Here is a 25,265-nt window from a genome sequence, read left to right as displayed (position 1 = left end):
GATTCAAGATCCAGGCGGCGAGAGTGCTCACTCACCAGCGGCTACCAGGCACCGAGTCTGCCCGATCAGCAGCCACGGTAGCTCCCATTAGGCGGCCACCTTGTCCAGGAAGGCGCGCACGTTGGCGTGCGTGCGGGCGACCTTCTCGGCCGGCGTCAGCGACTCCTCCACGACGCCGGCGCCCGCGGCCTGCTTCCTGCCGCGCAGGTAGAGGGGGCAGGCCAGGTCGGCGCACAGGTACTGCCCGACGGTGTTGCCCTGGCGGCCGGGCTCGCCGGTGCGGCGGGCGGTCATCAGGGCGACGCCGCCGGCGGTGTGCGTGGTCAGGCAGAAGGAGCACATGCTGCGCGAGGTGAAGGACCGCGAGGCGCCGGAGGTGACCCGCAGGGCGACGCCCACCAGGGAGCCGTCGGCCTCGGCCACCAGGTAGGCGCGCTCGGGGGCGCCGGGATCTCGCCAGCTGAGGAAGTCGAGGTCGTCCCAGGGCAGGTCGGCCAGGTCCCTGGGCAGGCCGGCGCGTTTGGCCTCGCCTTTGGAGCAGTTGATGAACGACGTGCGGATGTCGTGTTCGGTCAGGGGTCTCATGGGTGTGGAGGCTAGCTTTTCTTAACGGTAGTATGCAAATACTTAAAGCCTGTAAGAAAGGGTGCTGCCGTGGCCCGCGCGGGAGTGACCGTCGACCGCCTGACCAGGGCGGCCGCGGACCTGGCCGACGAGGTCGGCTTCCAGAACGTGACCGTCTCCGCGCTCGCCCGCGGCTTCGGCGTCAAGCCCGCGGCCCTGTACGCGCACGTCAAGGACATCCAGGAGCTGCGGGTCAGGGTGGCCGAGCTGGCCCTGGGCGAGATGGCCGACCGGGCCGCCGCCGCGCTGGCCGGCCGGTCGGGCAAGGAGGCGCTGGTGCCCTTCGCCGCGGCCTACCGCGGCTACGCCAAGGAGCATCCCGGCCGGTACGCCGCCACCCAGCTGGAGCTGGACTCCGAGTCGCTGGACGTCAGCGCGGGCCGCCGGCACGCGGAGCTGACGCGGGCCGTCCTGCGCGGCTACGACCTGTCCGAGCCCGACCAGACCGACGCGCTGCGCATGCTGAGCAGCACGCTGCACGGCTACGTGACCCTGGAGATGGCCGGCGGGTTCCGCCGCCATCCCCGCGAGGTGGACGCCTCCTGGTCCAGGGCCCTCGACGCCCTGGACGCGGTGCTCAGGAACTGGCCGCCGGCCTGAGCGCGGGGTCAGACCGCCGCCCAGAGCTGGGCCTTGTTGGTCAGCCCCGGCGAGCAGGGGAAGATCTTGACGAAGGTGTCCAGGGTGTCCAGGCAGCTTCCCGGCGCCAGGGCCGAGCGGATCTGGTTGAACCCCGCCCCCTTGACGAACGGCACCCCGCCCAGCGTGAACCAGCGGACGGCGGGGTCGGTGTCGCCGCAGGCCCGTTCCACCACCTGCGCGCCGAACCCGGCCGAGTCGGCCGCCACGCAGAGCCGGGTCAGCGGGTTGCGCAGCACGAACGAGTCGCTCGCCAGCGGGACGATCTCCCACTGCTGTTCGTTGACGTTGTGGCAGGTGAAGCGCTGCAGCCGGGCGCCGGGAACGAAGATGTCGTCCTCTGTCCGGATGTCGAGGCATTTGCTCTGCTCGGCCTCCTTGACGTGGACGGGGGTGGCGGCGTGCGCGGTGGCGGGGACGAGGCCGAGGGCCAGCGCCGCGCCCAGGGCGTACACGATCCGGCGCAGGTGTCGCATGGGGGTCTCCTTGTGGTCGATGGGGTGCCTGTCTTGGAGGGCGTTCCATGACGTTCCACCGGGAGTGCCTGTTGGCCGCGCCGCCGCCGGTGCCGCACAGTGGCCGGGTGAGCGATGTGACGAAGGACCTGGCCCTGTCCGGTGGTGTGGGCGGGGCGGCCGCGCTGGAGCCGCTGCTGCGCGACGTGCTGGCCGCCCTGGCCGAGGGCGCGCGGCGGCGCGGCGGCCCGCTGCCCGCCCGCACGCCCCAGGAGCTGGCCGCCGAGGTGGCGCGGGCGTTCGCGCCGGAGGGCGAGCGGCTGGGGGCGCTGACCGAGCTGCTGGCCTACGGGAGCGCTGATCCGGCCGATCCGTTCTGCGCGGCGCACCTGCACTGCCCGCCGCTGGCCGTGGCGGTGGCGGCCGATCTGGCGGTCTCGGCGCTCAACCCGTCGTTGGACTCCTGGGACCAGGCGCCGGCCGCGACCGCGCTGGAGACGTCGCTGCTGGCGGAGCTGGCCCGGATGGTGGGGTTCGGGGCGGCCGCGGCCGGCGTGCTGACCTCGGGCGGCACCGAGTCCAACCTGATGGGCCTGATGCTGGCCAGGGACCTGGCGGTGGGCCGGTCGGCGGGCGTCCGGGCCGAGTTGTCGGGCCTGCCGGGCGGGGGCCCGCGGCTGCGGATCTTCGCCTCCGAGGCCGCGCACTTCTCCACCCGGCGGGCCGCGGCGCTGCTCGGGCTGGGTGAGGACGCGGTCGTCGCCGTCCCGGTCGACCGGGAGCTGCGGATGGACGCCGGAGCGCTGGCCGGGGCGCTGCGGGCGAGCGCCGGGCGCGGTGAGCTGCCGGTGGCGGTGGTGGCCACGGCGGGCACCACGGACACCGGGGCGATCGACCCGTTGCGCGCGTGCGCGTCGCTGGCCGCCGAGCACGGCGCCTGGCTGCACGTCGATGCCGCCTACGGCGGTGGCGCGCTGCTGTCGGAGCGCCTGGCCCCGCTCCTGGACGGTCTGGCGCTGGCCGACTCGCTGTCGCTGGACTGGCACAAGCTCGGCTGGCAGCCGGCCGCGGCCGGGGTGTTCCTGGTGCGCCGGGCCGAGACGTACGCCTCGCTGGCCCGGCGGGCGGCCTACCTCAACCCGGCCGACGACGAGGAGGCCGGTTACCCGAGCCTGCTGGGGTACTCGCTGCGCACCACGCGCCGGGCCGACGCGTTCAAGATCCTGGTGACGCTGCGCACGCTGGGCCGGGCGGGGCTGGGCCGCCTGGTGGAGGCCTGCCACGACCTGGCCCGGCACGGCGCGGCGGCGGTGCGCGCCCATCGGCGGCTGGAGCTGCACGCCGATCCGGTGCTGACCTCGTTCCTGTTCCGGTACGTGCCGGCGGATCCGGCGCGCTCGGACGAGGTGAACGCGGGGCTGCGGCGCCGGCTGCTGCGCGAGGGCAGGGCGGTGGTGGGCCGGACCGAGCTGCCGGGGGCGGGCCCGGGGCGGGTCCGGCTCAAGCTCACCCTGCTCAACCCGCACGCCACGCCGGGCGACCTGGACCGCCTGCTGGCCGTGGTCGCCGCGGCGGGCGAGGCCGAGGAGTCCGCCCCCTGACCCCCGTGCCCGCCGGGGTCAGGTGAGAAGGCTGGACGGGTCGCGTTCCGGCGGACCGGCCGGCCACCAGTGGCCGTCGTGCTGGGTGAAGGGGTACCAGCGGCCGTCGCGGCCGTAGCGCACCTGGCGGGGGCCGAACGTCCAGCGGTTGCGCCAGGTCTCCAGCTGGGGCGGCGGGTCGCCGTCCCAGCCGGACTCCAGCAGCGCCTGGGCCCTGGCCAGGTCTTGGCGGGCCGGGGTCCAGGGGGTTTCGAGCACGTCGAGCCCGGGGGCGCCGCCGTACCGCCAGGCCTGGACGGCGGCTTCCAGGCCGAGGTCGAGGTCGTGCTCGGCGGCCAGGCGGACGCGGTCCTGGTATTCGGTCAGCGGTTCCAGGCCGCCGTGCAGCAGGATCTGGCGGGCGCGGCCGGCGGCGGAGGCGGCCAGCACGGCCAGGGCGGCCACGTCCACGCCGGGCGCGGGGTCGAGCGCGAGGGGGGTGTAGGCGGCCTCCCGCGGCGGCGGTTCGGGCAGCGGCGGCTCGCCGGCCGCGAACGCCTGCGCGGCGGGCACCCCGCCGGAGGCGTCCTCCTCGGCGGTCCCGCCGCCGGGCGCGCGGGTGGGGGCCGGGACGGGCAGGTCGCGGTTCTGCAGGGCCTCGATCAGTTCCTGTTCGCCGCGTCCGCGCAGCAGCAGCAGGACGAACGGGTCGCCGTCCAGCAGCCAGGACGCCTGGTAGCACAGGGCGGCGGCGTGCTTGCAGGGGTGTCCCCAGTCGGGGCAGGAGCATTCGGGCTCCAGGTCGCCGACGGTGGGCAGCAGCGGCACGGCGGCGTCCTCGGCGGCCTCGACCAGGTCGTGCGGGACGTCGCGGTCGAGCAGCGCGGCGATGTGCCCGGCCTTGGCGGCGACCTGGTCGAGGAAACGTTCCCAGGCGGCGTCGGTGAGCTGTTCGACGCGGACGACGGTGTCGTACTCGTGCTCGGTGACGGCGGCGAGCCGGCCGGGGCTGACGGTGATCGGCCCGACCTGGCCGGTCTTGGCGTAGGCGCGGCCCTTGCGCAGCAGGGTCTGGTCGAGCGAGGTGTCCTCCAGGGCCTTGATCCACGCCTGGCCCCACCAGGTGGTGGCGAAGCGGGCGCCGGCGCGTTGCGGGGGGAAGGCGGCGAATCCGCGTACGGCGGTCATCTGAGCTCCACGAGTGCGGCGAGTTCGGCGTCGGTCAGCTCGGTGAAGGCGGCCTCGCCGGAGGCCAGCACGGCGTCGGCGAGCGAGCGCTTGGCGCCGAGCATGGCGGCGATGCGGTCCTCGATCGTGCCTTCGGCGATGAGACGGTGCACCTGGACGGGCCTGGTCTGGCCGATGCGGTAGGCGCGGTCGGTGGCCTGGTCCTCCACGGCGGGGTTCCACCAGCGGTCGTAGTGGATGACGTGGTCGGCGCGGGTGAGGTTCAGGCCGGTGCCGGCGGCCTTGAGCGAGAGCAGGAAGACGGGGGCGTGGCCGTCCTGGAAGCGGGCGACCATCTCCTCGCGGCGGGCGACCGGGGTGCCGCCGTGCAGGAGCTGGGTGTCGACGCCGCGGCCGAACAGGTGGCGTTCCAGGAGCCTGGCCATGGCGACGTACTGGGTGAACACCAGCACGGCGCCGTCCTCGGCGAGGATCGTGTCGACGAGCTCGTCGAGCAGTTCCAGCTTGCCCGAGCGGCCGGTCAGGCGGGGGGACGACTCGTGCAGGTAGTGGGCGGGGTGGTTGCAGATCTGCTTGAGCCCGGTCAGCAGTTTGACGATCAGGCCGCGCCGGGCCATGCCCTTGGCGTTCTCGATCTGGGTCATGCTCTCGCGGACGACGGCCTCGTACAGGGCGGCCTGTTCGGTGGTGAGGGGGACGGGCCGGTCGGTCTCGGTCTTGGGCGGCAGTTCGGGGGCGATGCCGGGGTCGCTCTTGCGGCGGCGCAGCAGGAACGGCCCGACGAGGCGGGCCAGCCGGGCGGCGGTGTCGGCGTCGCCGGACTCGACCGGTTTGGCCCAGCGGGCCCTGAAGCGGGTCAGGGGGCCGAGCAGGCCGGGGGTGGTCCAGTCGAGGATGGCCCACAGTTCGGACAGGTTGTTCTCCACGGGGGTGCCGGTGAGGGCGACGCGGGCGCCGGCGGGGATCTCGCGCAGCGCCTTGGCCGTGCTGGAGGCGGGGTTCTTGACGTGCTGGGCCTCGTCGGCGACCAGCAGGCCCCAGGGGTGGGCGCCCAACGTGGCGGCGTCCAGGCGCATGGTGCCGTACGTGGTGAGCACGAACCCGTCGTCGGCCAGGGTGCGGGCGGCGCCGTGGTAGCGGCGGACCGGGACGCCGGGCGCGAACTTGGTGATCTCGCGTTCCCAGTTGCCCAGCAGCGAGGCGGGGCAGACCACGAGGGTGGGGCCGGTGCCGGCGCGGTGCAGGTGCAGCGCGATCAGGGTGATGGTCTTGCCCAGGCCCATGTCGTCGGCCAGGCAGCCGCCGAGGCCGAGCGAGGTCATCCTGGCCAGCCAGCGCAGCCCTTGGAGCTGGTAGTCGCGCAGGGTGGCGGCCAGGCCGGGCGGCGGGGGCACGGGTTCAGGGTCGGTGAGCCGGTCGCGCAGGTCGGCGAGCCAGGCGGTGGGTTCGACGGCGACTTGTTCGGGTTCGTCCCCGCCGTCGATCTCGACCGTGCCGGTGAGGGCCGCGCCGAGCGCCTGCAGGCCGGTCAGCGGCTTGAGGTCGCGCTGGCGGGCCTTGCGGGCCAGCGCGGGGTCGATGAGCACCCATTGGTCGCGCAGCCGGACGACGGGCCGGTGGGACTCGGCCAGCAGGTCCATCTCGGCGGCGGTCAGCGGGGCGCCGCCGAGCGCGAGCCGCCAGTTGAAGCTGGTCAGGTGGTGGCCGCCGAGGAAGGAGGGCAGGTCGGAGGGCGCGCTGTCGCGTTCGCCGACGACGGCCTGGGCGCTGAGGCCGCGTACCAGGGAGCGCGGCCAGTGGACCTCGACGCCGGCGGCGGCCAGCCGATCGGCCGCGCCGGCCAGCAGGTCCTCCACGTCGCCGTCGGTGAGGGCGAGCTCGTCGGGGACGGCGTGCTCCAGCAGCCGTTCCAGGCGTGGCCAGGCGCGGGCGGCGCGGCGCACGGCGAGGGTGACCTCGATCCTGGCGCGGGCGCCGAACCCGGGGTCGCGGCCCTGCCACAGGTCGGTGGCGTCCACGACGAGCGAGGGGTCGGCCAGGCCGTGCACCTGGACGACGGCCCGGAATTCGGCCTGGGCCAGGTCGTCGGCCTCCAGCCGGAGCGAGAGCCGCACGCCGGAGTCGAGCCCGGCCGAGACCTCCTCGGCCCAGGGCCGCAGGTGGGGCACCTTGACGGGCTTGACGGCGGCGAAGGCGGTGGTGCCGGTGGCGCGTACGGCTCCGGGCGAGCGCGGCATGGCGTCGGCCACGGCGTCGAGGAAGGCGCGCACGAGGGGCTCGGCGTCGGGCAGCAGCAGGTCGCCCACGGGGATGGCGCGGGCGGCGGCGGGCATCGCAGCGGCCAGCTCGCGCACCCGGCGGGCGTCGGCGGCGTCGAGGGGGCCGGCCCGCCAGGAGTCGTGGCCGTCGGGCGAGACGGCGGGCAGGATGCGGCCGCGGGTGACGAGCTGGAGGGCGACCAGCGCGACGGCGCCCCAGAACCGGGTGGCCGGGTGGGCGGCGGCGTCGGCGCGCGCCCTGGCCAGCACGGCGACGGCGTCGGCGACGGGGATCTCGGTGACGGCCCGCTCGCGCGCGCGAGGGTGTCCGTCGTCGTCCTGTTCGATCACCGTGGCCGAGCCGTCGCCCTGGTCGTCGAGGAAGACCAGGTGGCCGGACCTGGGGGGATCGCCGGGACGGAAGATCGCTGGGTGTTGCGCCAGATCCGGGAGAGCACTCATAGGCCGTACAGTGTACGGTACATCGGGGTGTGGTTTACCACAGAGCACATCGGCCGTCCGCCTCATTACCGCCATAACGGATCATTCGTAGCCTGGGGGCATGACGGATTATTTGATTGCATTGATGGAGAACCTCGGCGCCTTCGGGGCCGGGCTGGCGATCATGCTGGAGAACCTGTTCCCACCGCTGCCCAGCGAGGTCATCCTGCCCCTGTCCGGCTTCACCGCCAGCAGGGGCGAGCTGGACCTGCTGGACGTGCTGGTGTGCACGACGCTCGGCTCGGTCGTCGGGGCGCTGGCCCTGTACGGGGTGGGCGCGCTGCTCGGCCGCGAGCGCACGCTGGCCATCGCCGCCAAGCTGCCGCTGGTCAAGGTGACCGACATCGAGAAGACCGAGGCGTGGTTCCTGCGGCACGGCCGCAAGACCGTGTTCTTCGGCCGGATGATCCCCATCTTCCGCAGCCTGATCTCGGTGCCGGCGGGGGTGGAACGGATGCCGCTGGTGACGTTCACCCTGCTCACGACGGCCGGCAGCGCCATCTGGAACACCATCTTCGTGCTTGCGGGATACTTCCTCGGCGAGAACTGGTCGCTGGTGGAGGCGTACGTGGGGATCGGCACCTACGTGGTGATCGGCCTGGTGGTGCTGGCGATCGCGGTCTTCGTCGCGGTGCGGCTGACGGAACGACGTAAGGGAAGGCATGCGAACCGCCGCTGAGGGGTTGAGGGTGCTGGGCGCGGTGGTCCTGGGCGGTTTCACCGCCGTGGCGGGCGCGGTGTTCCTGCTGCTCACGCTGCCCTTCCTGGGGCGGCCGCGGGTGCGGGCGCGCGCGGCGGGGCTGGCCGCGTTCGAGGCGCGCCGCCTGCGCCTGGACACCGCCGCGCTGGACGCGCTGTCCGGCTGGGACACCCGGCCGGCGCGCTACCTGGCCGCCAGGATCCCGGCCGGGGTGCTGGGCGGGCTGGTGGTGACGCTGCTGGTCCTCGGCGCGCGCACCGCGATCCTGCTGCTGGGGGCGTGGGCCCGTGGCGAGCCGTACGACGGGATGACGCCGACGCCGCCGCTGGTGCTGTACTTCGTGGTGGGCGGCTGCGTGTTGCTGTTCATCGCCGTGTCGGGGCTGGTGGGGGTGCACGCGCTGGAGCGGCGGCTGGCCGGGCGGTTGCTGGGGCCCGACCGTACCGAGGCGCTGGAGCGCCGGATCGCCGAGCTGGCCGAGAGCCGGGCCGGGATCGTGGCCGCGGTCGACTCCGAGCGCCGCCGGATCGAGCGTGACCTGCACGACGGGCTGCAGCAGCGCCTGGTGGCGCTGTCGATGCTCATCGGGCGCTCCCGGCGGGGGCGTCCGGAGCTGCTGGAGCAGGCGCACGAGCAGGCCCAGCAGGCGCTGGCCGAGCTGCGCGAGGTGGCCTGGCGGGTCTACCCGAGCGGGCTGGACTCCCTCGGGCTGGGCGAGGCGCTGGCCGGGGTGGCCGAACGCGCGGGCGTGCCGGTCAAGGTGGTGTGCGACCTGCCGCGCCGGCCGCCGATGGCGGTGGAGACGGCGGCGTACTTCGTGGTGAGCGAGGCGGTGACCAACGCCGCCAAGCACGCGGCCGCCACCATGGTGACGGTCGAGGTCAGACAGGAGGACGACAGGGTGCTCGTACGGGTGAGCGACGACGGCACGGGCGGCGCGCGCCCCTCGGGAGGCGGCCTTTCGGGGCTGGCCCGGCGGGTGGCGGCGCTCGACGGCGCCTTCGAGGTGGTCAGCCCGCCCGGCGGCCCGACGACGGTGACGGCGGGGCTGCCGTGCGGGTGATCCTGGCCGAGGACTCCACGCTGCTGCGTGAGGGTCTGGTACGCCTGCTGGGCGAGGAGGGCCACGAGGTGCCGGCCGCCGTGAGCGACGGCGAGGCCCTGGTGGCGGCGGTGGCCGAGCACGCCCCCGACGTCGTGGTGGTGGACGTGCGCATGCCGCCGACCCACACCGACGAGGGGCTGCGGGCGGCGCTGGAGATCCGGCGGCGCTGGCCGCGGGTCAAGGTGCTGGTGTTGTCACAGTACGTGGAGAAGCGTTACGCCACCGAGCTGATGAGCGCCGACGTCGAGGGCGTGGGCTATCTGCTGAAGGACCGCGTGGCGCAGGTCGGCGACTTCCTGGACGCGCTGGAGCGGGTGGCGGCGGGCGGGGCGGCCTTCGACCCGGAGGTGGTGCGGCAGTTGCTGGCCCGAACCACACAGGTCGATCCGCTGGCCCGGCTGACCGCGCGCGAGCGGGAGGTGCTGGAGCGCATGGCCCAGGGCATGACCAACGCCTCGATCGCCGGGCAGCTGCACGTGTCGCAGAGCGCGGTGGAGAAGCACGTCAACTCGCTGTTCGACAAGCTGGGCCTGTCGCACGCCAGCGGGTACAGCCGCCGGGTGCTGGCCGTCCTGCACTTCCTGAAGTCCTGAGGAGCGGCCGTGCGTCCGCGCGTCTTCCGTCACCAGGACCTGCCGCACCGCGTCTATGACAACCTGCGCGACCGCCGTCCGGCCGGCTGATCGGCCTGCTTGCTGTCGATCCGGGCCAGGGGGCTGGGGGCCGCTTCCAGGGCGGCGCGGGCGGTGGGCCAGGCGGGGTCGCCGGGGTGCAGGGCGGTGCGGAGGTAGGCGGTGGTGAGCTGCTGCAGCAGGGCCAGGCGTTCGGGGCTCTCGTCGGTGGTCTCGGCGACGTGGTGTCCGGCGACGCCGCCGAGGGTGTGCTCGGCGCCGAACATCGTCAGCAGGGTCTTGTCGCCGGGGCTGAGGTGGTAGCCGTCGGTGAACCAGTCGGGTCCCCGTGTCGACAGCGGGGAGTCGTCCTTGTCGCCGGCGACCAGCAGGGCCGGGGTGGTCATGCCGTCGAAGGAGGGGTTCATGAAGGGGAGGTGCTCGGCGGCGAACGGTGACAGGTCCTGGCCGCCGGTGCCGGGCAGGGCGAGCAGCACGCCGGCCGTGACGCGCGGGTCGGACAGGTCCTGTCCTGGCTGGCCGTCGGCGTCCAGGATCCGGGCGCCGAGCAGCATGCTGGCGCTGTGGGCTCCCCAGGAGTGCCCGGCGACGGCGATGCGGCCCTTGTCCAGGCGTCCGGCCAGGCCCGGCAGGGCTGCTTCCAGGACGTCGAGGCCGTCGATGGCGCGCTGGAGGTCCTCGACCCTGATGCGCCAGATGTGCGGGGCGCGGGGGTCGCCGGCGGGCAGGGCGAGGGTGCGGGAGTCGAGGTGGGTGGGCTGCACGACGGCGAAGCCGCGGGCGGCCCAGTGGTCGGCCAGGGGGGCGTAGCCGTCCATGGACCAGCCGTGGCCGTGGGACAGGACGACGACGGGCAGGTGGTCGCCGGTAACGGGGGCCGAGACGCGGACCTGGAGGTCCTGGCCCCGTCCTGGGGCGGGCAGGACGACCGGCCGGACCGACACGACGGGGACGGTGGGCGATGCGGGCATGGTGATGCCTTCCGGGTGGAGTTGCCGCAGGTGGGCGCGGGAGAGGGCAGGGCTTGGCCGCCGGGCCTCGGCTCTGACATGATGTGCAAGCGGGACCGTGTCCCGTTTTCGACGATACGGGACCGTGTCCCGTTTAGCAATCCGACCCCTGGAGGAACGGCGTGGAGGAGTCGCGTCCCAAACGGGCCGACGCGCGGCGCAACGAGGAGAACCTGCTGCGCGCGGCCGCCGCGGTGTTCGTCGCCTCGGGCGTGGAGGCGCCGATCCGCGACATCGCGGCCGAGGCAGGCGTCGGCACCGCCACGATCTACCGCCATTTCCCCACGCGGGCCGACCTCGTCATCGCCGTCTACCGGCACCAGGTGGAGTCCTGCGCCGAGGCCGGTCCGGCCCTGCTGGCCGCCGGCCCGAGCCCGTACGCGGCGCTGCGGCAGTGGATCGGCCAGTTCGTCGACTTCCTGGTCACCAAGCACGGGCTGGCCGCGGTGCTGCAGCCGGACAACACCGGCTTCCAGGCGCTGCACGCCTACTTCCTCGACCGCCTGGTGCCGGTGTGCGCCCACCTGCTGGAGGCCGCGGCGGCCGCCGGCGAGATCCGCGGCGATCTGGACGCCTTCGAGCTCATGCGCGGCGTGGGCAACCTGTGCATCGGGGCCGAGGCCGACCCCCGCTACGACGCCCGCCGCCTGGTCGGGCTGCTCGTCGCCGGGCTGGCCCGGTGAGCGCGGGAGGAAGACCTTAAGAGATCCGTAAGCCGGTCCGGCGAGACTTCAACCACATCCCGAGACGCATGGAGAAATCATCATGAGGAAGATCAGCGCGAACCTGTTCATCTCGCTCGACGGTGTCGTCCAGGACCCGGCGGACTGGCACTTCCCGTACTTCAACGACGAGATGGGCGCGGCGGTGACGGCGCAGATGGCCGACACGCTGCTGCTGGGGCGCGAGACGTACGACAGCTTCGCCGGGGCGTGGCCGGAGCGCGAGGCGGCGGGCGGCGAGGACGCCGACTTCGCCAGGACGATCGGCGACGCGCGCAAGATCGTGGTCTCCCGTCAGCCGCTGGAGTTCACCTGGCGCAACTCCGAGCTGCTGCAGGGCGACCTGGTCAAGGGCGTGACGGCGCTGAAGGCCGAGCCGGGCGGCCCGATCGCGATGAGCGGCTCGGTCTCGGTGGTCCGGCAGCTCCTGGCCGCCGGGCTGCTGGACGAGCTGCACCTGCTGGTGCACCCGATCGCGGTGCGCAAGGGCGAGCGGCTGTTCGACGAGGGCGACAGCTCGATCCCGCTGGAGCTGGTCAGCTCGCAGACGTTCACCACGGGCGTGCTGTACCTGGTCTACCGGCCGGCCGGGGCAGCCGGTGAGGGCTCCTACGACGACGCCAAGACCCACCTGCCCCAGGACGCCCGATAGCGCGCCTTCGACCGGCCCGTTGCGACAGGCCCGGCATCGCCTCCTCCGGCGGGCCGGGCCTGTCGTGCGCGCGGGGTCAGCGGGCCAGCAGGTCGTCCAGCTCGGCGGCGAAGAGCAGGGCGGGGTCGAAGCCCATGCCGGCGAAGTGGCCGGCCAGCTCCAGGGACAGCACGCCGTGGATCCGGGTCCAGAAGCTGAGCGCCTGGTGCAGGACGGCGGGCGGGGCGGGGTGATCGCCGGCCCAGTCGCGGTGGCCGGCCAGGTGGTGGTCGAGCGGGGTTTCGGGGCGCCGGGGCGGGGCGGCGGAGCCGGCGTCGAGCAGGAGGGTCATGATCTGGGCGGAGATGGCGGTGATGTCGTCGGGGGCGTGGTAGCCGGGGACGGGGGTGCCGTAGATGAGCAGGTAGCGCTGGGGGTCGCGCAGGGCCCAGGCGCGTACGGCGTGGGCCAGCCCGGCCAGCCCGGCGCCTTGGTCGTCGCCCCGGTCGTCGCCGCTGCCGGCGCCTCCTTCAGCGGCTTTTCCGCCGCTTTCTTCGCCGCCCTTTTCGGCGGTTGAGCGGAGGGTGTCGGCCAGGCTGCGGTAGGCGTCGCGGATGAGTTCGGTGATCAGCTCGTCGCGGTTGGCGTAGTAGCGGTAGAGCGCGGGGCCGCTCATGCCCATCTGTTTGGCGATCGCGTTGAGGGACAGCGCGGAGGCTCCCGTCGTGGCGATCTGCTGCCAGGCGTGTTCCTTGATCTCGGCGCGGATCTGGGCGCGGTAGCGCTCACGGGGGGTCGCCGTGCCGGTGTCCGCCATGCCTTGCCGCCTTCCGCCGCTACACCCAGGAGATTTAGTTAGAGGCTATCACGAACGTTGTTGACACTCCTTTCCCTGTGCAGTTATAACTTCTAACGAACGCACGAGCTTCTAGCCGTCCGGACCTGTCCAGGTGAAGGGAACGTCATGACCACCACGTACCAACCGTCCACCCGCCCCGGTCGTAGCGCGCCGGTGGCGGTGAGCGTCGCCGCCTGGGCGGTGCCTGTCATGATCGTCGGCCAGTTCGCGTTGCTGGCGATCGTTCCGGTCGCGGTCGTGCTGGTCGGCGCGTTGCGTCACGCCCGTGACCGGCTGGTCCGGTGGGCGGCCGTGCTGGTCGCCCTCGCCTACGCGGTCCCGTTCGCCGTGTGGGTGGCCCGGCCGGACGGCGCGCCGAGCCTGTCGAAGGACATGCACCCCGCCTTCGCCGTGCTGATCGTCGCCGCCTGCGCCGCGCTCGTCGTGGCCGTCGTGCGGGCCGGACGGCGCTGACGGCGTCCCCGGCCGCCCCCCTTTCTTCGATCCCTCAACGAGAGGAACACCATGTTCAGCAACGTCCGCGTCGCCTCGATCCTGATCCCGCTCGCCGTGGCCGGCGTCCTGGCGGGCAACGTCCCGGCCGCCCACGCCACCGCCGGCGCCGCCCAGTGCCGGGGGGAGGGGGTGGACGCCTCCGCCCGCATCCGCTACCGGGCCGACATCGTGATCAAGGCTCCGCTGAGCAGGATCTTCGCTCTGCAGACGCGGGTGGAGCGGTGGCCCGACTGGCAGCAGCCGGTCCTGTCCAGCAAGCGCCTGGACCGCGGCCCGCTGCGCGCCGGCTCGTCGTGGCGGTGGACCACGCCGGCTCCGGCCACCGCCACGACCCCGGCCACCACCATGCACATCACCTCCACCCTCCGGCGCGTCAAGCGTGACGCCTGCCTGCTGTGGAGCGGGCCGGCGGTCGGCACGGGCGTCCGCATCGACCGGGGCGTGCACCTGTGGACGTTCACCGAGGCCAAGGGCGGTGTGCGCGTGCACACCGAGGAGACCTGGACCGGCGCCCAGGTCGAGGCCGACGTGGCCACCTCCACCCAGCTCCTCGGCGCGGGGCTGGAGGCATGGCTGCGCGACCTGAAGGCCGCCGCGGAGTCCCGCTGACCGCGCCGGCCAGATGTGACGGGCGCCACTGTTCCCCGATGTCACGCGACGATGGCGACCGGCGTCTGGTGCGTGTGGCAAGGTCGAGAACCGACAGGCGGGAGCAGATGATGGACACCAGCGCCGAACCGGCGGACCAGGCCGACCAGGCCGACAGCGCGACCCGGACGTTCGTCGAGCATCGCAACCTGCTGTTCACCGTCGCCTACGAGATGCTGGGCTCGGCCGCCGACGCCGAGGACATCCTGCAGGAGACCTGGCTGCGGTGGGCGTCGGTCGAGCTGGAGTCCGTGCGCGACCGGCGCGCCTTCCTGGTCCGCATGGTCACCAGGAAGGCGCTGACGCGGCTGCGCACGATGCGCCGGCGCAAGGAGTCCTACGTGGGCCCGTGGCTGCCCGAGCCGCTGCTGACCTCTCCGGACGTGGCCGAGGACGTCGAGCTGGCCGAGAGCGTCTCGATGGCCATGCTGCTGGTGCTGGAGACGCTCCATCCCACCGAGCGCGCGGTGTTCGTGCTGCGGGAGGTGTTCGGCCTGGAGTACGACGAGATCGGCGAGGCCGTCGGCAAGACCCCGGCCACGGTGCGGCAGATCGCCCACCGCGCCCGGGGGCATGTGGCCGCACGCCGTCCCCGGGCGAGCGTCTCGGCCGAGCAGGCGCGCCAGGCGCTGGCGGCCTTCCAGAGCGCGATCGAGACCGGCGACCTGCAGCGTCTGCTCGACCTGCTGGCCCCCGACGTCGTCCTGCTCACCGACGGCGGCGGCGTGGTGCGGGCGGCGCTCGCGCCGATCGAGGGCGCGGCCACGGTGGCCGGGGTGCTGTCCAGGATCGCCGGCACGGCCCGTCTGCGCCCGGCCCACGTCAACGGCCATCCGGCGCTGCTCGTCGACATCGACGGCGAGATCGACAGCGTCGTGGCGATCCGCCTGGACGGCGGCCTCATCAGCAGCCTGTACGCCGTGCGCAACCCCGGCAAGCTGTCCCGGATGGGACACGAGACCGTCGTGAGCCGCTGACGAGGCCGCGGCGAAATCCGGGTGCGGCAGCCGCCCGTCCTCGCCGATCATGACCGGCATGGAATCGTGTGTCTTCTGCGAGATCGTCGCCGGGCGGGCCGCGGCCAGCGTGGTCCACGGCGACGACGACGTCCTGGCGATCCTCGACCTTCACCCGGCCACGCCCGGTCACGTCCTGGTGATCCCGCGCACGCACGTCGCCGGCCTGGCCGAGGCCGGTGACGCGGTCGGCGGGCCGATCTGGCGGGCGGCGCGGCGGGTGGCGGCCGCGCTGCGGGCCTCGGGGCTGCGTTGCGAGGGGGTGCAGCTGTCGCTGGCCGACGGCGAGGCCGCCGGCCAGGAGGTCTTCCACCTCCACCTGCACGTGATGCCGCGCTTCGCGGGGGACGGCGTGGTGGTCGCCGCCGAGTGGCGGAGCCCCTCGCGCGCCCGGCTCGACCAGGACGCGGCGCTGATCCGCGCCGCGCTGCCCCGCTGACACGGGGGCCGGCCGCGTGGGCGGGCGACAGGCGCCGAGGCGGCCGCGGCATGTTGTTATGCTCCCCGCATGATCCGCGAGGCCCGGCTCGACGACTTCGAGCACATCGTCCGCCTCTACCGGCAGTTGCAGCCCGATGACCCGGATGTCGTGGACGGGTCCGACGCGGCGGCCTTCCGGCAGATCCTCGCATCGCCCGCGCTACGTCTCTTCGTGCTCGAACTGGACGGGGCCGTCGTCGCGACGACCTACCTCAACGTGATCCCCAACCTCACCCGGTCGGCCTCGCCGTACGCCGTGATCGAGAACGTCGTCGTCGAGGCGTCACGGCGGGGCACCGGGCTGGGCAAGCAGATCATGGCCGCCACCCTCCAGGCCGCATGGGACGCCGGCTGTTACAAGGCGATGCTGATGACGGGCTCTCGCCGGCCCGCGACCCACGCCTTCTACCGCGCCTGCGGCTTCTCCGGCGACGCCAAGCACGCGTACGTGGCCCGTCCCTCCTGACGGGCCGCTGCCCGGGGGCGGGGCCCGGCCGTCACAGGGAGCGTTCGAGGAAGCCGAGGACCGTGCGGGCCAGGGTGACGCGGTGGTCCGACAGGGCATGGTCGGTGGGGAAGAGGTGGTCTTCGAGGCGTTCGACGGGGTGTGCCCGGTAGGCGGCGGCCAGGGGCTCGTGGTGCACCTCGTGCGGCGTGACGACGTCGTGGCCGGTGCCGACGAGGAGCACGGGGCGGCCGGCCAGCCGGGGCGCGAGCCGGGCCAGCCGCCAGGCGTCGCCGCCCGCCTCCATCTCGCCGACCAGCGCCTGCCCGCTGGTGCCGCGCAGGGGGGCCAGCTCGCCGTCGAACGCCTTGACGTACCCGGCCCGTACCTCGGCGTCGGCGCGGCACAGCGCGGCGGCCACGCCCAGGTCGAACGCGGCGACGGAGGCGACGGCGGTCACCGACGGGTCCGCCGCGGCCGTCATCAGCGCCGCGAACCCGCCCATGCTGTGGCCGACCAGCGCCAGGCGCCGCGGGTCGAGCCGGTGGGCGGCGGCCAGGCCGGGCAGCGCGGCGACGACGGCGGCGGCGTCCTCCAGCACGTGCCCCCAGGACCAGGTGCCGCCCACGCCCCATGATCCGCGGTAGTGGAACACCAGGCAGGCGTAGCCGGCGCGGCGCAGCGTCTGGGCGAGGTCGAAGTTGCGCTCGTTGCCGGGGAATCCGTGCAGCAGCACGACGACGGGGTGCGGGCCGCGTCCGGCGGGCAGGTGCAGCACGCCGAGCAGGCGCTCGCCGCCGCTGTCGAATGTCACCTGCGGCGTGGTGGCCGGGAAGTCGGGGTCGCGCGGCGGGTCGGCGGCAAGCGGGTCAGACATGGGCGAACTCCCCGAGATCGAACCGATCGGTACGACCCGAGACGTTAGCATCCGATCGAACCGACCGGTACTATCTGGGCCATGCCCGTGGCCAAAGGCTCCACGATCGACCCCGCCCGCACCCGCGCCGCCATCCTGAGCGCCGCCACCGACCTGCTGTACGAGCGCGGGCTCGACGGCATCGGCGTCGCCGGGCTGTGCGCCGGGATCGGGATCTCCAAGGAGACCCTCTATCGCCACTTCGGCACGAAGGAGGGCCTGGTCGAGGCCGTGCTCCGGGAACGCAGTGATCGGGTCGCGCGCTGGCTGGCCGGTTGCGCCGAGGCCGCGGGCGACGATCCGGGCGCCCAGCTGGCCGCGGTGTTCGACGCCCTGCGGCAGTGGTACGACGACCCGGCCTTCCGCGGCTGCGCCCTGCTGAACGCCGCCGCCCAGCACCACGCCGACCCCGTACGGGCCATCACCGCCCGCCACCTGGACCGCTATCTCGAGCTGCTGACCGGCATCGCCGAACGCGCCGGGGCGGCCGATCCCGGGCTGCTGGGGCGGCAGTTGCTGATGCTGGTCGAGGGCGCGACCGTCGTCGCGGCCCACCACGACAGCGCGGCCGCCGCCGACCACGCCCGCCAGGCCGCCCTGACCCTCCTGTCCGCCACCACCTCCCACAAGCCCTCAGCCGCGCAGACCGCGCCGCGCCCGTAGCAGCCCTTCGCCCCCAGGCCGGAATCGGTTCCGCGCGGCCGACCCCAGGGCCGTTCCTCGCGGCCCGGGACACCTGTTCGCCGCCCGAAGAGCCGTCATCACAGGCTCCACGGGCACCCCATCCATGGCGGTGGCGGCATGGCGAGGCGGCTCTCAGGGGCCATCCGTGGGAGGTGGCCACGGCTGACAGGCATCTTCCGCGACCGAACCGCCGTCCGTTGCCGGAGCGGGATGCGCTGCCAAGGTCGCCTCTTTCGAGCAACCGGCCCAAAGGCCCGCGCACCCATCACCGAGCCGTGAGGCGCAGGAACGCGCACCTTGGACAATCAAAGTCGTCTTGACAACTTCATTTGTCGGTGGGACGCTTGAGGCACCTCAGGAACTCAAGGAGCGACAACCATGAGAAAGATCACCGCGGGCCTGTTCATCTCCCTCGACGGCGTCGTCGAGGCCCCCGACACCTGGCACTTCCCGTACTTCAACGACGAGATGGGCCAGTCGGTCGGCGCGCAGATGCAGGCCGCCGACGCCATGCTGCTGGGCCGGCACACCTACGAGGAGTTCGCCGGATACTGGCCGCACCAGGACCCCGAGAAGGAGCCGCTGGCCGAGGCGATGAACTCCTCGGCCAAGTACGTCGTCTCCACCACGCTGACCTCGCCGTCCTGGCAGAACACCGAGGTCGTGAGCCTGGCCGAGCTGGCCGCGTTGCGCGAGCGCCCCGGCGGGAACATCTCCGTCGTCGGCAGCGGCACCCTGGTCGTCTCGCTGCTGCGCGAGGGCCTGCTCGACGAGCTCAACCTGCTGGTCCACCCGATCGTCGTCGGCTCGGGCAAGCGGCTGTTCGACGACGTGCGGGAGCAGATCCCGCTCACCCTGACCACCTCCACCACCTTCAGCACCGGCGTGCTGAACCTGATCTACACGAGGGCATGACATGGCCACCAAGACCGTCGCCGACAAGCTGCTCATCAAGCCGACGACCACCGTGTGGGTCTCCGACCCCGCCCGTCGGCCGCTCCTGGGGCCGCTGCCCGAGGGCGCGCGCGAGGCCGGATCCGTCAAGGAGGCGGACGTCGCGCTGATCTTCGCCTCCGACGCCGCCGCGGCCCGCCGGATCCTGGACGAGCACCGCGACGAGGTCACCGCGCCGCCCGTGGTCTGGGTGGCCTACCCCAAGGGCAACAAGTCCGACATCAACCGTGACACGCTGTGGCCCATCGTCGGCGAGTACGGGCTGCGTCCCAACGGCCAGGTCGCGGTGGACGAGATGTGGTCGGCGCTGCGCTTCCGCGCACTGAAGGACGGCGAGCCCCCCTTCACGGGCGGCCGCGGCTGACCCCGGCACCGCCGAACGGCCCGGTGCTCCCCGCCGCCTGACCGGTCAGGCGGACAGGTCGTCGCCCAGCACCAGCAGCAGATGCTCGTCCTCGCCGTGCCGGACCGTGCCGGCGTGCCGGAACCCGTGGCGTTCCAGCAGCCGCACCGAGCCGGCGTTGCCCGCGAACGGGTCGGCGTACAGGGGCCTGGTCTTCTCCTCCGCCAGGAACAGCCCCAGCGCCGCGGTGCCGACACCACGCCCCCAGAAGGGGCGGCCCAGCCAGTAGCCGACGAAACGCCGCTCGCCCTCCCACCAGGACACGACGTTCCCGGCCACCGCACCCCCGACCGTGACCGCCCGCACCAGAACGGTGGGATCGCCGAGCACCCGGGTGGCCCAGTGGGTCATGAAGGCTCCCCGCTCGCGAGGGGCGAACCTGGACCGCCGGACGGCTTCCTCGTCGTGCTCCTGCTCCAGGAACACCTCCAGATCGGACTCCAGGACGGGCCGCAGCCGCACGTCGTCGCTCATGCCCGCCGAGTGTGCCACCAGGCACCGACAGTTCCGGCGGACGCACCTTCCGCACCGCCGTTTCCCTCACCCACCGTGATCGCAGCCCTACCGTTGGGCTGCTGACCGGGGATTTTACCCGGCCATCGAGCTTCACGGAGAGTGACATGGGGTAGTCACGGTGCAGAGTCGCCCGCTCGGGCAGGGAGGAGGAGCGCATGACAGGCACAGCCGTCAGCGAGCCGGGGGCCGTCGTCGAGGTGCCGACGGCCACGCTCGCCGGCGGCGGCGTCGCGGCTCGGGCCGCGACGGGCACGGGCACGTCCCCGGTCAGGGCCGCGGGCCGCTGCGGTCATCACGGTCACCCCGACGGTCACCCCCATGACGCGGGGCCGGCCGTGATCCGCAGCGCAACCGCGTACCGCCCGGCCGGCCGGGTAAGGCCGTACCTCACCGCGTACGGCCCGGCCGGCCACGGCGGGAGCTCCTCGCCGGGGTCGTGATCCCGATGCCGGTCCCGCCGCCGGGTCTGACTTCCCCAGTCCTCAGCCCGGCGGCGGGACCTTTTCATGCCCGCCGCCAGCCCGTGCCGGGTTCGTCCGGCCGGATCATGAGCACGTATCTCATGTCCTGAAAAAGGAGGAGGCCAGGGATGAGAGCGGTGTACGCGGGTGCGGCGGTGGAGGTGGCCGCGCGGCCGGAAGAGGTGTTCGCGCTGATCACCGACTGGCCGCGGCACCGCGAATGGATGTTCATGACGTCGGCGCGGCAGGTGGGCGAGCGCCGGGTGGAGGCCTACACCGGGGTGCGGCCGGTGGGGTTCCTGGACACGATGACGATCGTGGCCTTCGAGCCGCCGTCGTACGTGCTGATGGAGCACACCGGGCGGCTGGTGCGCGGGCGGGGCGCGATCCGGGTGCGGCCGTGGCGGGGCGGCAGCCGGGTGATCTGGGCCGAGGAGCTGCTGCTGCCGCTGGGCGCGGCGGGCCGGGCGTTGTGGCCGGCGGCGCGCCCGGTCGTGACGGCCCTGGCCCGGCATTCGCTGCGCAGGCTGGCGCGGCTGCTGGAGTCGCCGGCCCGCTAGGTGGCGTCGTGGACGGCCAGGGCCAGCTGCACCCGGTTGTCCAGGCCGGCCTTGGTCAGGATGCGGGAGATGTAGCCCTTGACGGTGCCCACGCTCATGTGCAGCTCACCGGCGATGACCGCGTTGGGCTTGCCCTGCCCGACAGCGAGCGCCACCTCGCGCTCCCGCTCGCTGAGGGCCGACAACACGCGGCGGGCCTCGGCGCGCCGCCGGTCGTCCTCCTCGGGCATCAGGTGGGCGATCAGGCGGCGGGTGACGCTGGGCGACAGGCTGGGCTCGCCGGCCGCCACCCGCCTGACGGCCTCGACGATGCCCTCGGGCGGGGTGTCCTTGAGCAGGAACCCGCCGGCTCCGGCACGCAGCGCCCGGAAGACGTGCTCGTCGGCGTCGAAGGTGGTCAGGATGATGACCTGCGGGGCGCCGGTGCGGGCGCGCAGCCGCCGGGTGGCCTCGATGCCGTCGAGGCCGGCCATGCGGATGTCCATCAGCACCACGTCGGGGGAGTGCTCGCCGACCGCGGCCTGGACCTGCCCGCCGTCGGCCACGGCCCCGACCACGCGCAGGTCGGGTGCGCCTTTGAGCATCAGGGTCAGCCCGGTGCGGACGAGCGCGTCGTCGTCGACGATCAGCACCCGGATCGGGCCGGGCTCACTCCGCGACTCCTCCACGGGGCCATGGTAGCCGTGCGGCCAGCCGGAACCCGCCGTCGCCGGCCGGTCCGCGGTCCAGCCGGCCGCCCGCCAGGGTGACGCGTTCCTCCAGGCCGGCCAGCCCCGCTCCGGCGCCGGTGGCGGCCAGCTCCGCCCGCGGCCCGGCGGGCGGCGGGTTGTGCACCTCGACGGTCAGCTCCTGGCCGGCCGTGCCGCGCACCTCGACGGTGACGGGCCGGCCGGGGGCGTGCTTGCGGGCGTTGGTCAGGCCCTCCTGGACGACGCGGTAGGCGGTGCGCCGGGTCGGCTCGGGCAGGTCGGCGAAGCGTATGCCGTGTTCGCGCAGGTCGACGCTCATCCCGGCTCGCCGCGACTCCGCCACCAGCGGTTCCAGCCCGGCCGGCGGCTGCTCGGCGGACGGCGGCAGGGCGCAGGCGGGCTGGTCGCCGGGGTGCCGGCGCAGCACGCCGATGACGCCGCGCAGCTCCTGCAGGGCCTGGTGGGCGCTGGCGCGGATGACCTCGGCCGCCTCGGCGACCTCGGCCGGCGTGGCGGCGGCGTTGAAGCGGAGCGCGCCGGCGTGCACGGCCAGCAGCGACAGCCGGTGGGCCAGCACGTCGTGCATCTCGCGGGCGATGTCCAGGCGTTCGGCGCGGCGTGCCTCCTGGGCGCGTTGCCGCTGGTCGGCCTCGGCGCGGCGGGCGCGTTCGGCCAGCGAGGCGAGCAGTTGCCGGCGGGTCCTGGCCAGGATGCCCCAGCCGGTGACCGCCCCGCCGAACAGCACCGCGACCAGCGCCCACACCGGGTACGGCGCCAGCCCCGGCGGCCGCAGGGCGAACCTGGTCAGCGAGGCGGCCACCCACGCCGCGCCGACGGCGACGGCCGCGGGCGGACGCCGGTGGAGCGCGACGAGAAGCGTGGCGATCCCGGCCGCGACCGACGCGGCGGCGGCCGGGATCGCCAGCGCGACGGCGACCAGCCCGGCGGCCACCGGACGGCGGCGACACCACCACAGCGCCGCGCACGCCGCCGCGCCGCCGATCACGTCGGCCCACAGGTACCAGCCAGGCGTGCCGGGGACGAGGTCTCCCCACACCACCGAGACGCCGCCGGCCAGGGCGAGCACGACCCCGCCCGCGACCGCGGCCCTCTCCCGCCGCGACCGCCCGCCGGCTCGCCCGTCGTCCTGATCGTCGCCAGGGGTGCCGGCCCACCAGGTCCACCGGGTCCGCCCGGCATGGGCGGCCTGACTCTCCTCGCCCGTCTGCGGGCCGCTCGCCCCGAACACCATGGCCGATCGTAGCCCGCGGCCGCCGCGCCGGGCGGCAACCATGGTCACCGGCCGTGGCAACCAAAGTCGTCACCGGTGCACGACCGCGGTGGCCACGGACCGGCCGCAAGGCAGCAGCGCCGCCCTCGCGCGGGACGGGAGCGTGGGGTCATGGTCTCCCTTCAGGCACGCGGCCGGTGGGCCGCGCTCGTACTGGCCGGGCTCACCCCGGTCGTCGCCGAGCTCACGCTGGGCAATCCGCCGCTGCGCCAGGCGTGGCTGCTGCTGGTGTGGACGCCGATCTACGGCGCGGGCACCGTCCTGATCCGCGAGCTGGTACGTCGTGCCGGTCGCGGGTGGGGGTCGGTGCTGCTGCTGGGGGCGGCGTACGGGATCGTGGAGGAGGGGCTGGCGCTGCAGGCGCTGACCAGCCCCACCCTGTACGGCGCGGCGGGATGGGCGCCGCGCGTCCTGGGCCTCAACAGCGCCTACACCGAGCTGAACATCCCCTACCACGCGGTGTTCAGCGTGGCGCTGCCGATCCTGCTGGCCGACCTGCTGTTCCCGGCGCTGCGCCACCGCCCCTACCTGGGGCGGGCCGGGCTGGTGGCGGCGGGTGTGGTGTTCGTGCTGGGCGCTCTGCTGCTGCGCTGGACGGCCACCTTCATGGACCCCGGCTACCTGGCGCCGTGGCCGGTGCAGGCGGGGTTGCTGCTGGCGGTGGCGGCGCTGGCCGTCCTGGCGTTGCGCGTCGTCCCGCCGTCGTCGGCCGAGGCCCCGCGGGCGGCCGGGGGATCAGCGGGCGTGCCCGCTCCGGCGCTGGTGGCGGTGAGGGCCGGGGTCGTCGCGTTCGGGTATCTGGCGCTGCTGTTCCCCTTCGGCGGGGCCCGGCATCCGGCCTTCACCCAGGGCGGCTGGGTGGCGGCGCCGATGGCGGCCGCGGCGCTGCTGGCTGTGGTGGCCGCGCTGCTGGTACGGCGCTGGGCGGCGCACGAGGGCTGGCGTGACCGGCACAGCCTGGCGCTGGCGGGCGGTGCGCTGATCGGGCACACCGCCTTCGGAGTGCTGGCCAACGGCGAGACGGCCGCCGACCGGGTCTCGCTCACCGTGCTCGGCCTGGTGACGGCCGCCCTCCTGGCGCTGCTGGCCCGCCGCATGCGCCGGCTTTCAGCGCCGGCCCGGACACGCTGACCTTCAGCACCGGCCCGCCGTACGGGCTGACGTTTCAGCGGGCCGCGGCGGCGGGCTGGGCGTGGCGCTGCACGGCGGCGGCGAACGCGGCGATCAGCGGGTGCGGACGCCGTCCGTCGCCGGCCAGCTCCGGCTGGAACAGCGTGCCGACGAAGAACGGGTGGCCGGGCAGCTCGGCCACCCGCACCATGCCGTCCTCGGCATGGCCGGAGAAGACGAGCCCGTGCTCGGCCAGCGTCCCGCGGTAGGCGTCGTTGAGGCCGTAGGAGCAGCTGTAGGCCTCGACGATGGACGTGGTTCCCATGATCTGCTCGATCCGCGAGCCGGGGGCCAGCCGCACCAGCCCCTCGTGCCCGGCCAGCGAGCACGACAGCGGCTCCAGCAGGAACGCCTGGGCGCCGGGGGTGTTCTCGGCGTGGTCGACGTCCAGCCCGCACACGTTGCGGCCGTACTCCAGCAGCATGTGCTGGAAGCCGCCGCAGGTGCCCAGGAACGGGATGCGCCGCTCGCGGGCGGTGCGGGCGGCGTTGACCGCGCCGGCCTCGCTGGCGTACGGGCTGCCGGGCATGATCCAGATGCCGTCGAAGCCGTCGAGGTCGTCGGCCTCGGTGGTGGGGATCCAGTAGGGGTCCAGGGCGATGCCGTCACGTTCGCGCAGCGCCTCGATCAGGCGAGGGACGCGAGCGTGGGACCGGACGCCGGGTGAACGGTCTGCGACCAGGGCGATTCTCATGCCTCCCATCGTGACCTCCACCCGCGCTTAAGCGCCAACGATGATGTCTGCACCTGCTATAAGCATTACTGATGGACCCGAATCTGTTGCGCACGTTCGTGACGGTGGCCCGCCTGCGCTCCTTCTCGGCCGCCGCCCACGAGCTCGGCTACACCCAGTCGGCGATCTCCCAGCAGGTCGCGGCGCTTGAGGCCGATCTGGGGCTGCCGCTGCTCGGCCGCCGCCCGGTGGAGCCGACCCCGGCCGGTGAGCGGCTGCTGGAACACGCGGGGCCGCTGCTGCTGCGCCTGCGGTCGGCGCGCGCCGACGTGTTGCGCGCGGCGGCCCAGCCGGCCCACCGGCTGCGGCTGGCCGCCACCCCGCTGGCGGTCAACGCCGTGCTGGCCGGACGGCTGGCCGGGGCGCGCGCCGCCCAGCCGCGGCTGCGGGTGGAGGTGCGCACCTGTGACCGGGAGCGGCTGGCCGAGCTGCTGGCCGAGGGTGAGGCCGATCTGGGCCTGGCCGACGGCATCGCCGCGCCCAGCGACCCGCTGCGCCTGCCGGAGTCGGGCCCGATGACCACGGTGGGCGTCAGCGAGGAGGACCTGGTGGTGGCGTTGCCGCCGGGGCATCCGCTGGCGGGGCGCCGGGCGTTGCGGCTGGCCGACCTCGTCGACGCCCGCTGGTTGCAGACGCCGCTGTGCCCGTTGCCGCGCCTGCGTGACCTGGCCGGCGACGGGTTCGCCGCGGCGCTGGTCTACCAGGGCGACGACGTGCACACCGTGCTCAACCTGGTGGCCGCCGGGCACGGGCTGACGCTGCTGCCGGCCTCGGCCGGCCGGGGGGTGCCGCTGGTGGCGCCGCGCCTGGTGCACCGGGTGGAGCTGGTGCACGGCGCGCTGCCGCCCGGCCCGGCCGCCACCCTGGCCAAGGCCCTGGCCGGCCCGCCGGGCTGACGCT

30 protein-coding genes are annotated in these 25,265 nt (G+C 74.1%); 19 read left to right on the top strand and 11 right to left on the bottom strand.

Features of this window, described 5'->3' with window-relative positions; genetic code table 11:
- Positions 1-87 precede the first annotated feature (87 nt).
- Entirely contained in the window at positions 88-585 is a 498-nt protein-coding gene (locus ABZ459_RS27880; RefSeq protein ID WP_357976045.1) for an FBP domain-containing protein, read from the bottom strand.
- 69 nt (positions 586-654) lie between these two features.
- Between ABZ459_RS27880 and ABZ459_RS27875 the strand changes: the two genes are divergently transcribed.
- Positions 655-1,224, top strand: coding sequence for a WHG domain-containing protein (locus ABZ459_RS27875; RefSeq protein WP_357976043.1), 570 nt, complete (start codon positions 655-657; stop codon positions 1,222-1,224).
- Positions 1,225-1,232: 8 nt separating this feature from the next.
- Here ABZ459_RS27875 and ABZ459_RS27870 read toward each other — a convergent pair whose 3' ends face one another.
- Positions 1,233-1,739: a ricin-type beta-trefoil lectin domain protein gene (locus ABZ459_RS27870; protein WP_357976040.1), complete on the bottom strand. Its 507-nt coding sequence runs from the start codon at positions 1,737-1,739 to the stop codon at positions 1,233-1,235.
- A 107-nt stretch (positions 1,740-1,846) separates the two neighbouring features.
- Between ABZ459_RS27870 and ABZ459_RS27865 the strand changes: the two genes are divergently transcribed.
- Entirely contained in the window at positions 1,847-3,319 is a 1,473-nt protein-coding gene (locus ABZ459_RS27865) for a pyridoxal-dependent decarboxylase (protein WP_357976037.1), read from the top strand.
- 18 nt (positions 3,320-3,337) lie between these two features.
- Here the strand turns inward: ABZ459_RS27865 and ABZ459_RS27860 are convergent, their stop codons facing one another.
- Together ABZ459_RS27860 and ABZ459_RS27855 are read right to left on the bottom strand one after the other, a co-directional pair.
- Positions 3,338-4,486 carry an SWIM zinc finger family protein gene (locus tag ABZ459_RS27860; RefSeq protein ID WP_357976034.1) on the bottom strand — a complete coding sequence of 383 codons (1,149 nt, stop codon included), beginning with the start codon at positions 4,484-4,486 and terminating at the stop codon, positions 3,338-3,340.
- The gene (locus tag ABZ459_RS27855) at positions 4,483-7,206 is read right to left on the bottom strand and encodes a DEAD/DEAH box helicase (protein WP_357976031.1); all 2,724 of its coding nucleotides are present in this window, start codon (positions 7,204-7,206) and stop codon (positions 4,483-4,485) included. Before ABZ459_RS27855 ends, ABZ459_RS27860 begins: the two co-directional genes overlap by 4 nt.
- A gap of 100 nt (positions 7,207-7,306) precedes the next feature.
- Between ABZ459_RS27855 and ABZ459_RS27850 the strand changes: the two genes are divergently transcribed.
- Genes ABZ459_RS27850 through ABZ459_RS27840 form a run of 3 tightly spaced genes read left to right on the top strand, consistent with a single transcriptional unit; the run spans position 7,307 to position 9,643 of the window.
- On the top strand, positions 7,307-7,924 hold the full coding sequence (locus ABZ459_RS27850) for a DedA family protein (protein ID WP_357976028.1): 618 nt from the start codon (positions 7,307-7,309) through the stop codon (positions 7,922-7,924).
- The gene (locus tag ABZ459_RS27845; RefSeq protein ID WP_357976026.1) at positions 7,908-9,008 is read left to right on the top strand and encodes a histidine kinase; all 1,101 of its coding nucleotides are present in this window, start codon (positions 7,908-7,910) and stop codon (positions 9,006-9,008) included. Before ABZ459_RS27850 ends, ABZ459_RS27845 begins: the two co-directional genes overlap by 17 nt.
- The gene (locus ABZ459_RS27840) at positions 8,999-9,643 is read left to right on the top strand and encodes a response regulator transcription factor (RefSeq protein WP_357976023.1); all 645 of its coding nucleotides are present in this window, start codon (positions 8,999-9,001) and stop codon (positions 9,641-9,643) included. Before ABZ459_RS27845 ends, ABZ459_RS27840 begins: the two co-directional genes overlap by 10 nt.
- Positions 9,644-9,696: 53 nt before the next feature.
- On the opposite strand, the gene ABZ459_RS27835 is transcribed toward ABZ459_RS27840, so the two are convergent.
- Positions 9,697-10,653 (bottom strand): chlorophyllase, encoded by a 957-nt coding sequence (locus tag ABZ459_RS27835; RefSeq protein WP_357976020.1) that lies wholly within the window; start codon positions 10,651-10,653, stop codon positions 9,697-9,699.
- A gap of 161 nt (positions 10,654-10,814) precedes the next feature.
- Between ABZ459_RS27835 and ABZ459_RS27830 the strand changes: the two genes are divergently transcribed.
- Both ABZ459_RS27830 and ABZ459_RS27825 read left to right on the top strand, forming a co-directional pair.
- Complete coding sequence (locus ABZ459_RS27830) at positions 10,815-11,375, top strand: helix-turn-helix domain-containing protein (RefSeq protein ID WP_357976017.1); 561 nt, start codon at positions 10,815-10,817, stop codon at positions 11,373-11,375.
- Positions 11,376-11,457: 82 nt separating this feature from the next.
- A complete protein-coding gene (locus ABZ459_RS27825) occupies positions 11,458-12,066 on the top strand; it encodes a dihydrofolate reductase family protein (protein ID WP_357976014.1) in 609 nt (202 codons plus the stop codon).
- 76 nt (positions 12,067-12,142) lie between these two features.
- Here ABZ459_RS27825 and ABZ459_RS27820 read toward each other — a convergent pair whose 3' ends face one another.
- Entirely contained in the window at positions 12,143-12,862 is a 720-nt protein-coding gene (locus ABZ459_RS27820) for a TetR/AcrR family transcriptional regulator (protein WP_357976011.1), read from the bottom strand.
- Between the two features lie 147 nt (positions 12,863-13,009).
- Here ABZ459_RS27820 and ABZ459_RS27815 point away from each other — a divergent pair, with 147 nt between their 5' ends.
- From ABZ459_RS27815 to ABZ459_RS27795, 5 genes are all read left to right on the top strand, one after another.
- Positions 13,010-13,357, top strand: coding sequence for a hypothetical protein (locus tag ABZ459_RS27815; protein WP_357976008.1), 348 nt, complete (start codon positions 13,010-13,012; stop codon positions 13,355-13,357).
- Positions 13,358-13,408: 51 nt separating this feature from the next.
- Entirely contained in the window at positions 13,409-14,008 is a 600-nt protein-coding gene (locus ABZ459_RS27810; RefSeq protein ID WP_357976005.1) for an SRPBCC family protein, read from the top strand.
- 110 nt (positions 14,009-14,118) lie between these two features.
- Positions 14,119-15,024, top strand: a complete 906-nt coding sequence (locus ABZ459_RS27805; protein WP_357976056.1) for an RNA polymerase sigma-70 factor — start codon at positions 14,119-14,121, stop codon at positions 15,022-15,024.
- Positions 15,025-15,082: 58 nt separating this feature from the next.
- On the top strand, positions 15,083-15,502 hold the full coding sequence (locus ABZ459_RS27800) for an HIT family protein (RefSeq protein ID WP_357976002.1): 420 nt from the start codon (positions 15,083-15,085) through the stop codon (positions 15,500-15,502).
- Between the two features lie 69 nt (positions 15,503-15,571).
- Positions 15,572-16,009 (top strand): GNAT family N-acetyltransferase, encoded by a 438-nt coding sequence (locus tag ABZ459_RS27795; RefSeq protein WP_357975999.1) that lies wholly within the window; start codon positions 15,572-15,574, stop codon positions 16,007-16,009.
- A 31-nt stretch (positions 16,010-16,040) separates the two neighbouring features.
- On the opposite strand, the gene ABZ459_RS27790 is transcribed toward ABZ459_RS27795, so the two are convergent.
- Positions 16,041-16,865, bottom strand: coding sequence for an alpha/beta fold hydrolase (locus ABZ459_RS27790; protein WP_357975996.1), 825 nt, complete (start codon positions 16,863-16,865; stop codon positions 16,041-16,043).
- Positions 16,866-16,946: 81 nt separating this feature from the next.
- Between ABZ459_RS27790 and ABZ459_RS27785 the strand changes: the two genes are divergently transcribed.
- From ABZ459_RS27785 to ABZ459_RS27775, 3 genes are all read left to right on the top strand, one after another.
- Positions 16,947-17,567 (top strand): TetR/AcrR family transcriptional regulator, encoded by a 621-nt coding sequence (locus ABZ459_RS27785; RefSeq protein WP_357975993.1) that lies wholly within the window; start codon positions 16,947-16,949, stop codon positions 17,565-17,567.
- A 399-nt stretch (positions 17,568-17,966) separates the two neighbouring features.
- Positions 17,967-18,503, top strand: coding sequence for a dihydrofolate reductase family protein (locus ABZ459_RS27780; RefSeq protein ID WP_357975990.1), 537 nt, complete (start codon positions 17,967-17,969; stop codon positions 18,501-18,503).
- Position 18,504: 1 nt separating this feature from the next.
- Positions 18,505-18,906 carry a hypothetical protein gene (locus tag ABZ459_RS27775; RefSeq protein WP_357975987.1) on the top strand — a complete coding sequence of 134 codons (402 nt, stop codon included), beginning with the start codon at positions 18,505-18,507 and terminating at the stop codon, positions 18,904-18,906.
- Positions 18,907-18,951: 45 nt separating this feature from the next.
- Here ABZ459_RS27775 and ABZ459_RS27770 read toward each other — a convergent pair whose 3' ends face one another.
- The gene (locus ABZ459_RS27770; RefSeq protein ID WP_357975984.1) at positions 18,952-19,419 is read right to left on the bottom strand and encodes a GNAT family protein; all 468 of its coding nucleotides are present in this window, start codon (positions 19,417-19,419) and stop codon (positions 18,952-18,954) included.
- 197 nt (positions 19,420-19,616) lie between these two features.
- On the opposite strand from ABZ459_RS27770, the gene ABZ459_RS27765 reads away from it, so the two are divergent.
- Positions 19,617-19,901 carry a hypothetical protein gene (locus ABZ459_RS27765; protein WP_357975982.1) on the top strand — a complete coding sequence of 95 codons (285 nt, stop codon included), beginning with the start codon at positions 19,617-19,619 and terminating at the stop codon, positions 19,899-19,901.
- A gap of 149 nt (positions 19,902-20,050) precedes the next feature.
- Positions 20,051-20,482 (top strand): SRPBCC family protein, encoded by a 432-nt coding sequence (locus ABZ459_RS27760; protein ID WP_357975978.1) that lies wholly within the window; start codon positions 20,051-20,053, stop codon positions 20,480-20,482.
- On the opposite strand, the gene ABZ459_RS27755 is transcribed toward ABZ459_RS27760, so the two are convergent.
- Positions 20,479-21,150 (bottom strand): response regulator transcription factor, encoded by a 672-nt coding sequence (locus tag ABZ459_RS27755; protein ID WP_357975975.1) that lies wholly within the window; start codon positions 21,148-21,150, stop codon positions 20,479-20,481. The two genes, ABZ459_RS27760 and ABZ459_RS27755, sit on opposite strands and share 4 nt — an antisense overlap.
- Positions 21,131-22,423 carry a histidine kinase gene (locus tag ABZ459_RS27750; protein WP_357975972.1) on the bottom strand — a complete coding sequence of 431 codons (1,293 nt, stop codon included), beginning with the start codon at positions 22,421-22,423 and terminating at the stop codon, positions 21,131-21,133. Before ABZ459_RS27750 ends, ABZ459_RS27755 begins: the two co-directional genes overlap by 20 nt.
- 150 nt (positions 22,424-22,573) lie before the next feature.
- Here ABZ459_RS27750 and ABZ459_RS27745 point away from each other — a divergent pair, with 150 nt between their 5' ends.
- On the top strand, positions 22,574-23,593 hold the full coding sequence (locus ABZ459_RS27745; RefSeq protein ID WP_357975969.1) for a hypothetical protein: 1,020 nt from the start codon (positions 22,574-22,576) through the stop codon (positions 23,591-23,593).
- A gap of 34 nt (positions 23,594-23,627) precedes the next feature.
- On the opposite strand, the gene ABZ459_RS27740 is transcribed toward ABZ459_RS27745, so the two are convergent.
- A complete protein-coding gene (locus ABZ459_RS27740) occupies positions 23,628-24,326 on the bottom strand; it encodes a gamma-glutamyl-gamma-aminobutyrate hydrolase family protein (RefSeq protein ID WP_357975966.1) in 699 nt (232 codons plus the stop codon).
- Between the two features lie 71 nt (positions 24,327-24,397).
- Between ABZ459_RS27740 and ABZ459_RS27735 the strand changes: the two genes are divergently transcribed.
- Positions 24,398-25,261 (top strand): LysR family transcriptional regulator, encoded by an 864-nt coding sequence (locus ABZ459_RS27735; protein WP_357975963.1) that lies wholly within the window; start codon positions 24,398-24,400, stop codon positions 25,259-25,261.
- The last annotated feature ends 4 nt before the right edge of the window (positions 25,262-25,265 follow it).

Origin of the sequence: Nonomuraea sp. NPDC005692, assembly GCF_040631115.1 — a bacterium.
In the GTDB taxonomy this organism is placed as follows: domain Bacteria; phylum Actinomycetota; class Actinomycetes; order Streptosporangiales; family Streptosporangiaceae; genus Nonomuraea.
The sequence above is the reverse complement of the archived record's forward strand: the minus strand, read 5'-3'. Positions and strand labels throughout refer to the sequence as shown.

Bases quoted from the DNA above. Each gene is read 5' to 3' on its own strand.
- ABZ459_RS27880 (WP_357976045.1), bottom strand. From the start codon at position 585: ATGAGACCCCTGACCGAACACGACATCCGCACGTCGTTCATCAACTGC.
- ABZ459_RS27870 (WP_357976040.1), bottom strand. From the start codon at position 1,739: ATGCGACACCTGCGCCGGATCGTGTACGCCCTGGGCGCGGCGCTGGCC.
- ABZ459_RS27860 (WP_357976034.1), bottom strand. From the start codon at position 4,486: ATGACCGCCGTACGCGGATTCGCCGCCTTCCCCCCGCAACGCGCCGGC.
- ABZ459_RS27855 (WP_357976031.1), bottom strand. From the start codon at position 7,206: ATGAGTGCTCTCCCGGATCTGGCGCAACACCCAGCGATCTTCCGTCCC.
- ABZ459_RS27850 (WP_357976028.1), top strand. From the start codon at position 7,307: ATGACGGATTATTTGATTGCATTGATGGAGAACCTCGGCGCCTTCGGG.
- ABZ459_RS27845 (WP_357976026.1), top strand. From the start codon at position 7,908: ATGCGAACCGCCGCTGAGGGGTTGAGGGTGCTGGGCGCGGTGGTCCTG.
- ABZ459_RS27835 (WP_357976020.1), bottom strand. From the start codon at position 10,653: ATGCCCGCATCGCCCACCGTCCCCGTCGTGTCGGTCCGGCCGGTCGTC.
- ABZ459_RS27825 (WP_357976014.1), top strand. From the start codon at position 11,458: ATGAGGAAGATCAGCGCGAACCTGTTCATCTCGCTCGACGGTGTCGTC.
- ABZ459_RS27820 (WP_357976011.1), bottom strand. From the start codon at position 12,862: ATGGCGGACACCGGCACGGCGACCCCCCGTGAGCGCTACCGCGCCCAG.
- ABZ459_RS27815 (WP_357976008.1), top strand. From the start codon at position 13,010: ATGACCACCACGTACCAACCGTCCACCCGCCCCGGTCGTAGCGCGCCG.
- ABZ459_RS27810 (WP_357976005.1), top strand. From the start codon at position 13,409: ATGTTCAGCAACGTCCGCGTCGCCTCGATCCTGATCCCGCTCGCCGTG.
- ABZ459_RS27805 (WP_357976056.1), top strand. From the start codon at position 14,119: ATGGACACCAGCGCCGAACCGGCGGACCAGGCCGACCAGGCCGACAGC.
- ABZ459_RS27800 (WP_357976002.1), top strand. From the start codon at position 15,083: ATGGAATCGTGTGTCTTCTGCGAGATCGTCGCCGGGCGGGCCGCGGCC.
- ABZ459_RS27795 (WP_357975999.1), top strand. From the start codon at position 15,572: ATGATCCGCGAGGCCCGGCTCGACGACTTCGAGCACATCGTCCGCCTC.
- ABZ459_RS27790 (WP_357975996.1), bottom strand. From the start codon at position 16,865: ATGTCTGACCCGCTTGCCGCCGACCCGCCGCGCGACCCCGACTTCCCG.
- ABZ459_RS27785 (WP_357975993.1), top strand. From the start codon at position 16,947: ATGCCCGTGGCCAAAGGCTCCACGATCGACCCCGCCCGCACCCGCGCC.
- ABZ459_RS27780 (WP_357975990.1), top strand. From the start codon at position 17,967: ATGAGAAAGATCACCGCGGGCCTGTTCATCTCCCTCGACGGCGTCGTC.
- ABZ459_RS27775 (WP_357975987.1), top strand. From the start codon at position 18,505: ATGGCCACCAAGACCGTCGCCGACAAGCTGCTCATCAAGCCGACGACC.
- ABZ459_RS27770 (WP_357975984.1), bottom strand. From the start codon at position 19,419: ATGAGCGACGACGTGCGGCTGCGGCCCGTCCTGGAGTCCGATCTGGAG.
- ABZ459_RS27765 (WP_357975982.1), top strand. From the start codon at position 19,617: ATGACAGGCACAGCCGTCAGCGAGCCGGGGGCCGTCGTCGAGGTGCCG.
- ABZ459_RS27760 (WP_357975978.1), top strand. From the start codon at position 20,051: ATGAGAGCGGTGTACGCGGGTGCGGCGGTGGAGGTGGCCGCGCGGCCG.
- ABZ459_RS27750 (WP_357975972.1), bottom strand. From the start codon at position 22,423: ATGGTGTTCGGGGCGAGCGGCCCGCAGACGGGCGAGGAGAGTCAGGCC.
- ABZ459_RS27745 (WP_357975969.1), top strand. From the start codon at position 22,574: ATGGTCTCCCTTCAGGCACGCGGCCGGTGGGCCGCGCTCGTACTGGCC.
- ABZ459_RS27740 (WP_357975966.1), bottom strand. From the start codon at position 24,326: ATGAGAATCGCCCTGGTCGCAGACCGTTCACCCGGCGTCCGGTCCCAC.
- ABZ459_RS27735 (WP_357975963.1), top strand. From the start codon at position 24,398: ATGGACCCGAATCTGTTGCGCACGTTCGTGACGGTGGCCCGCCTGCGC.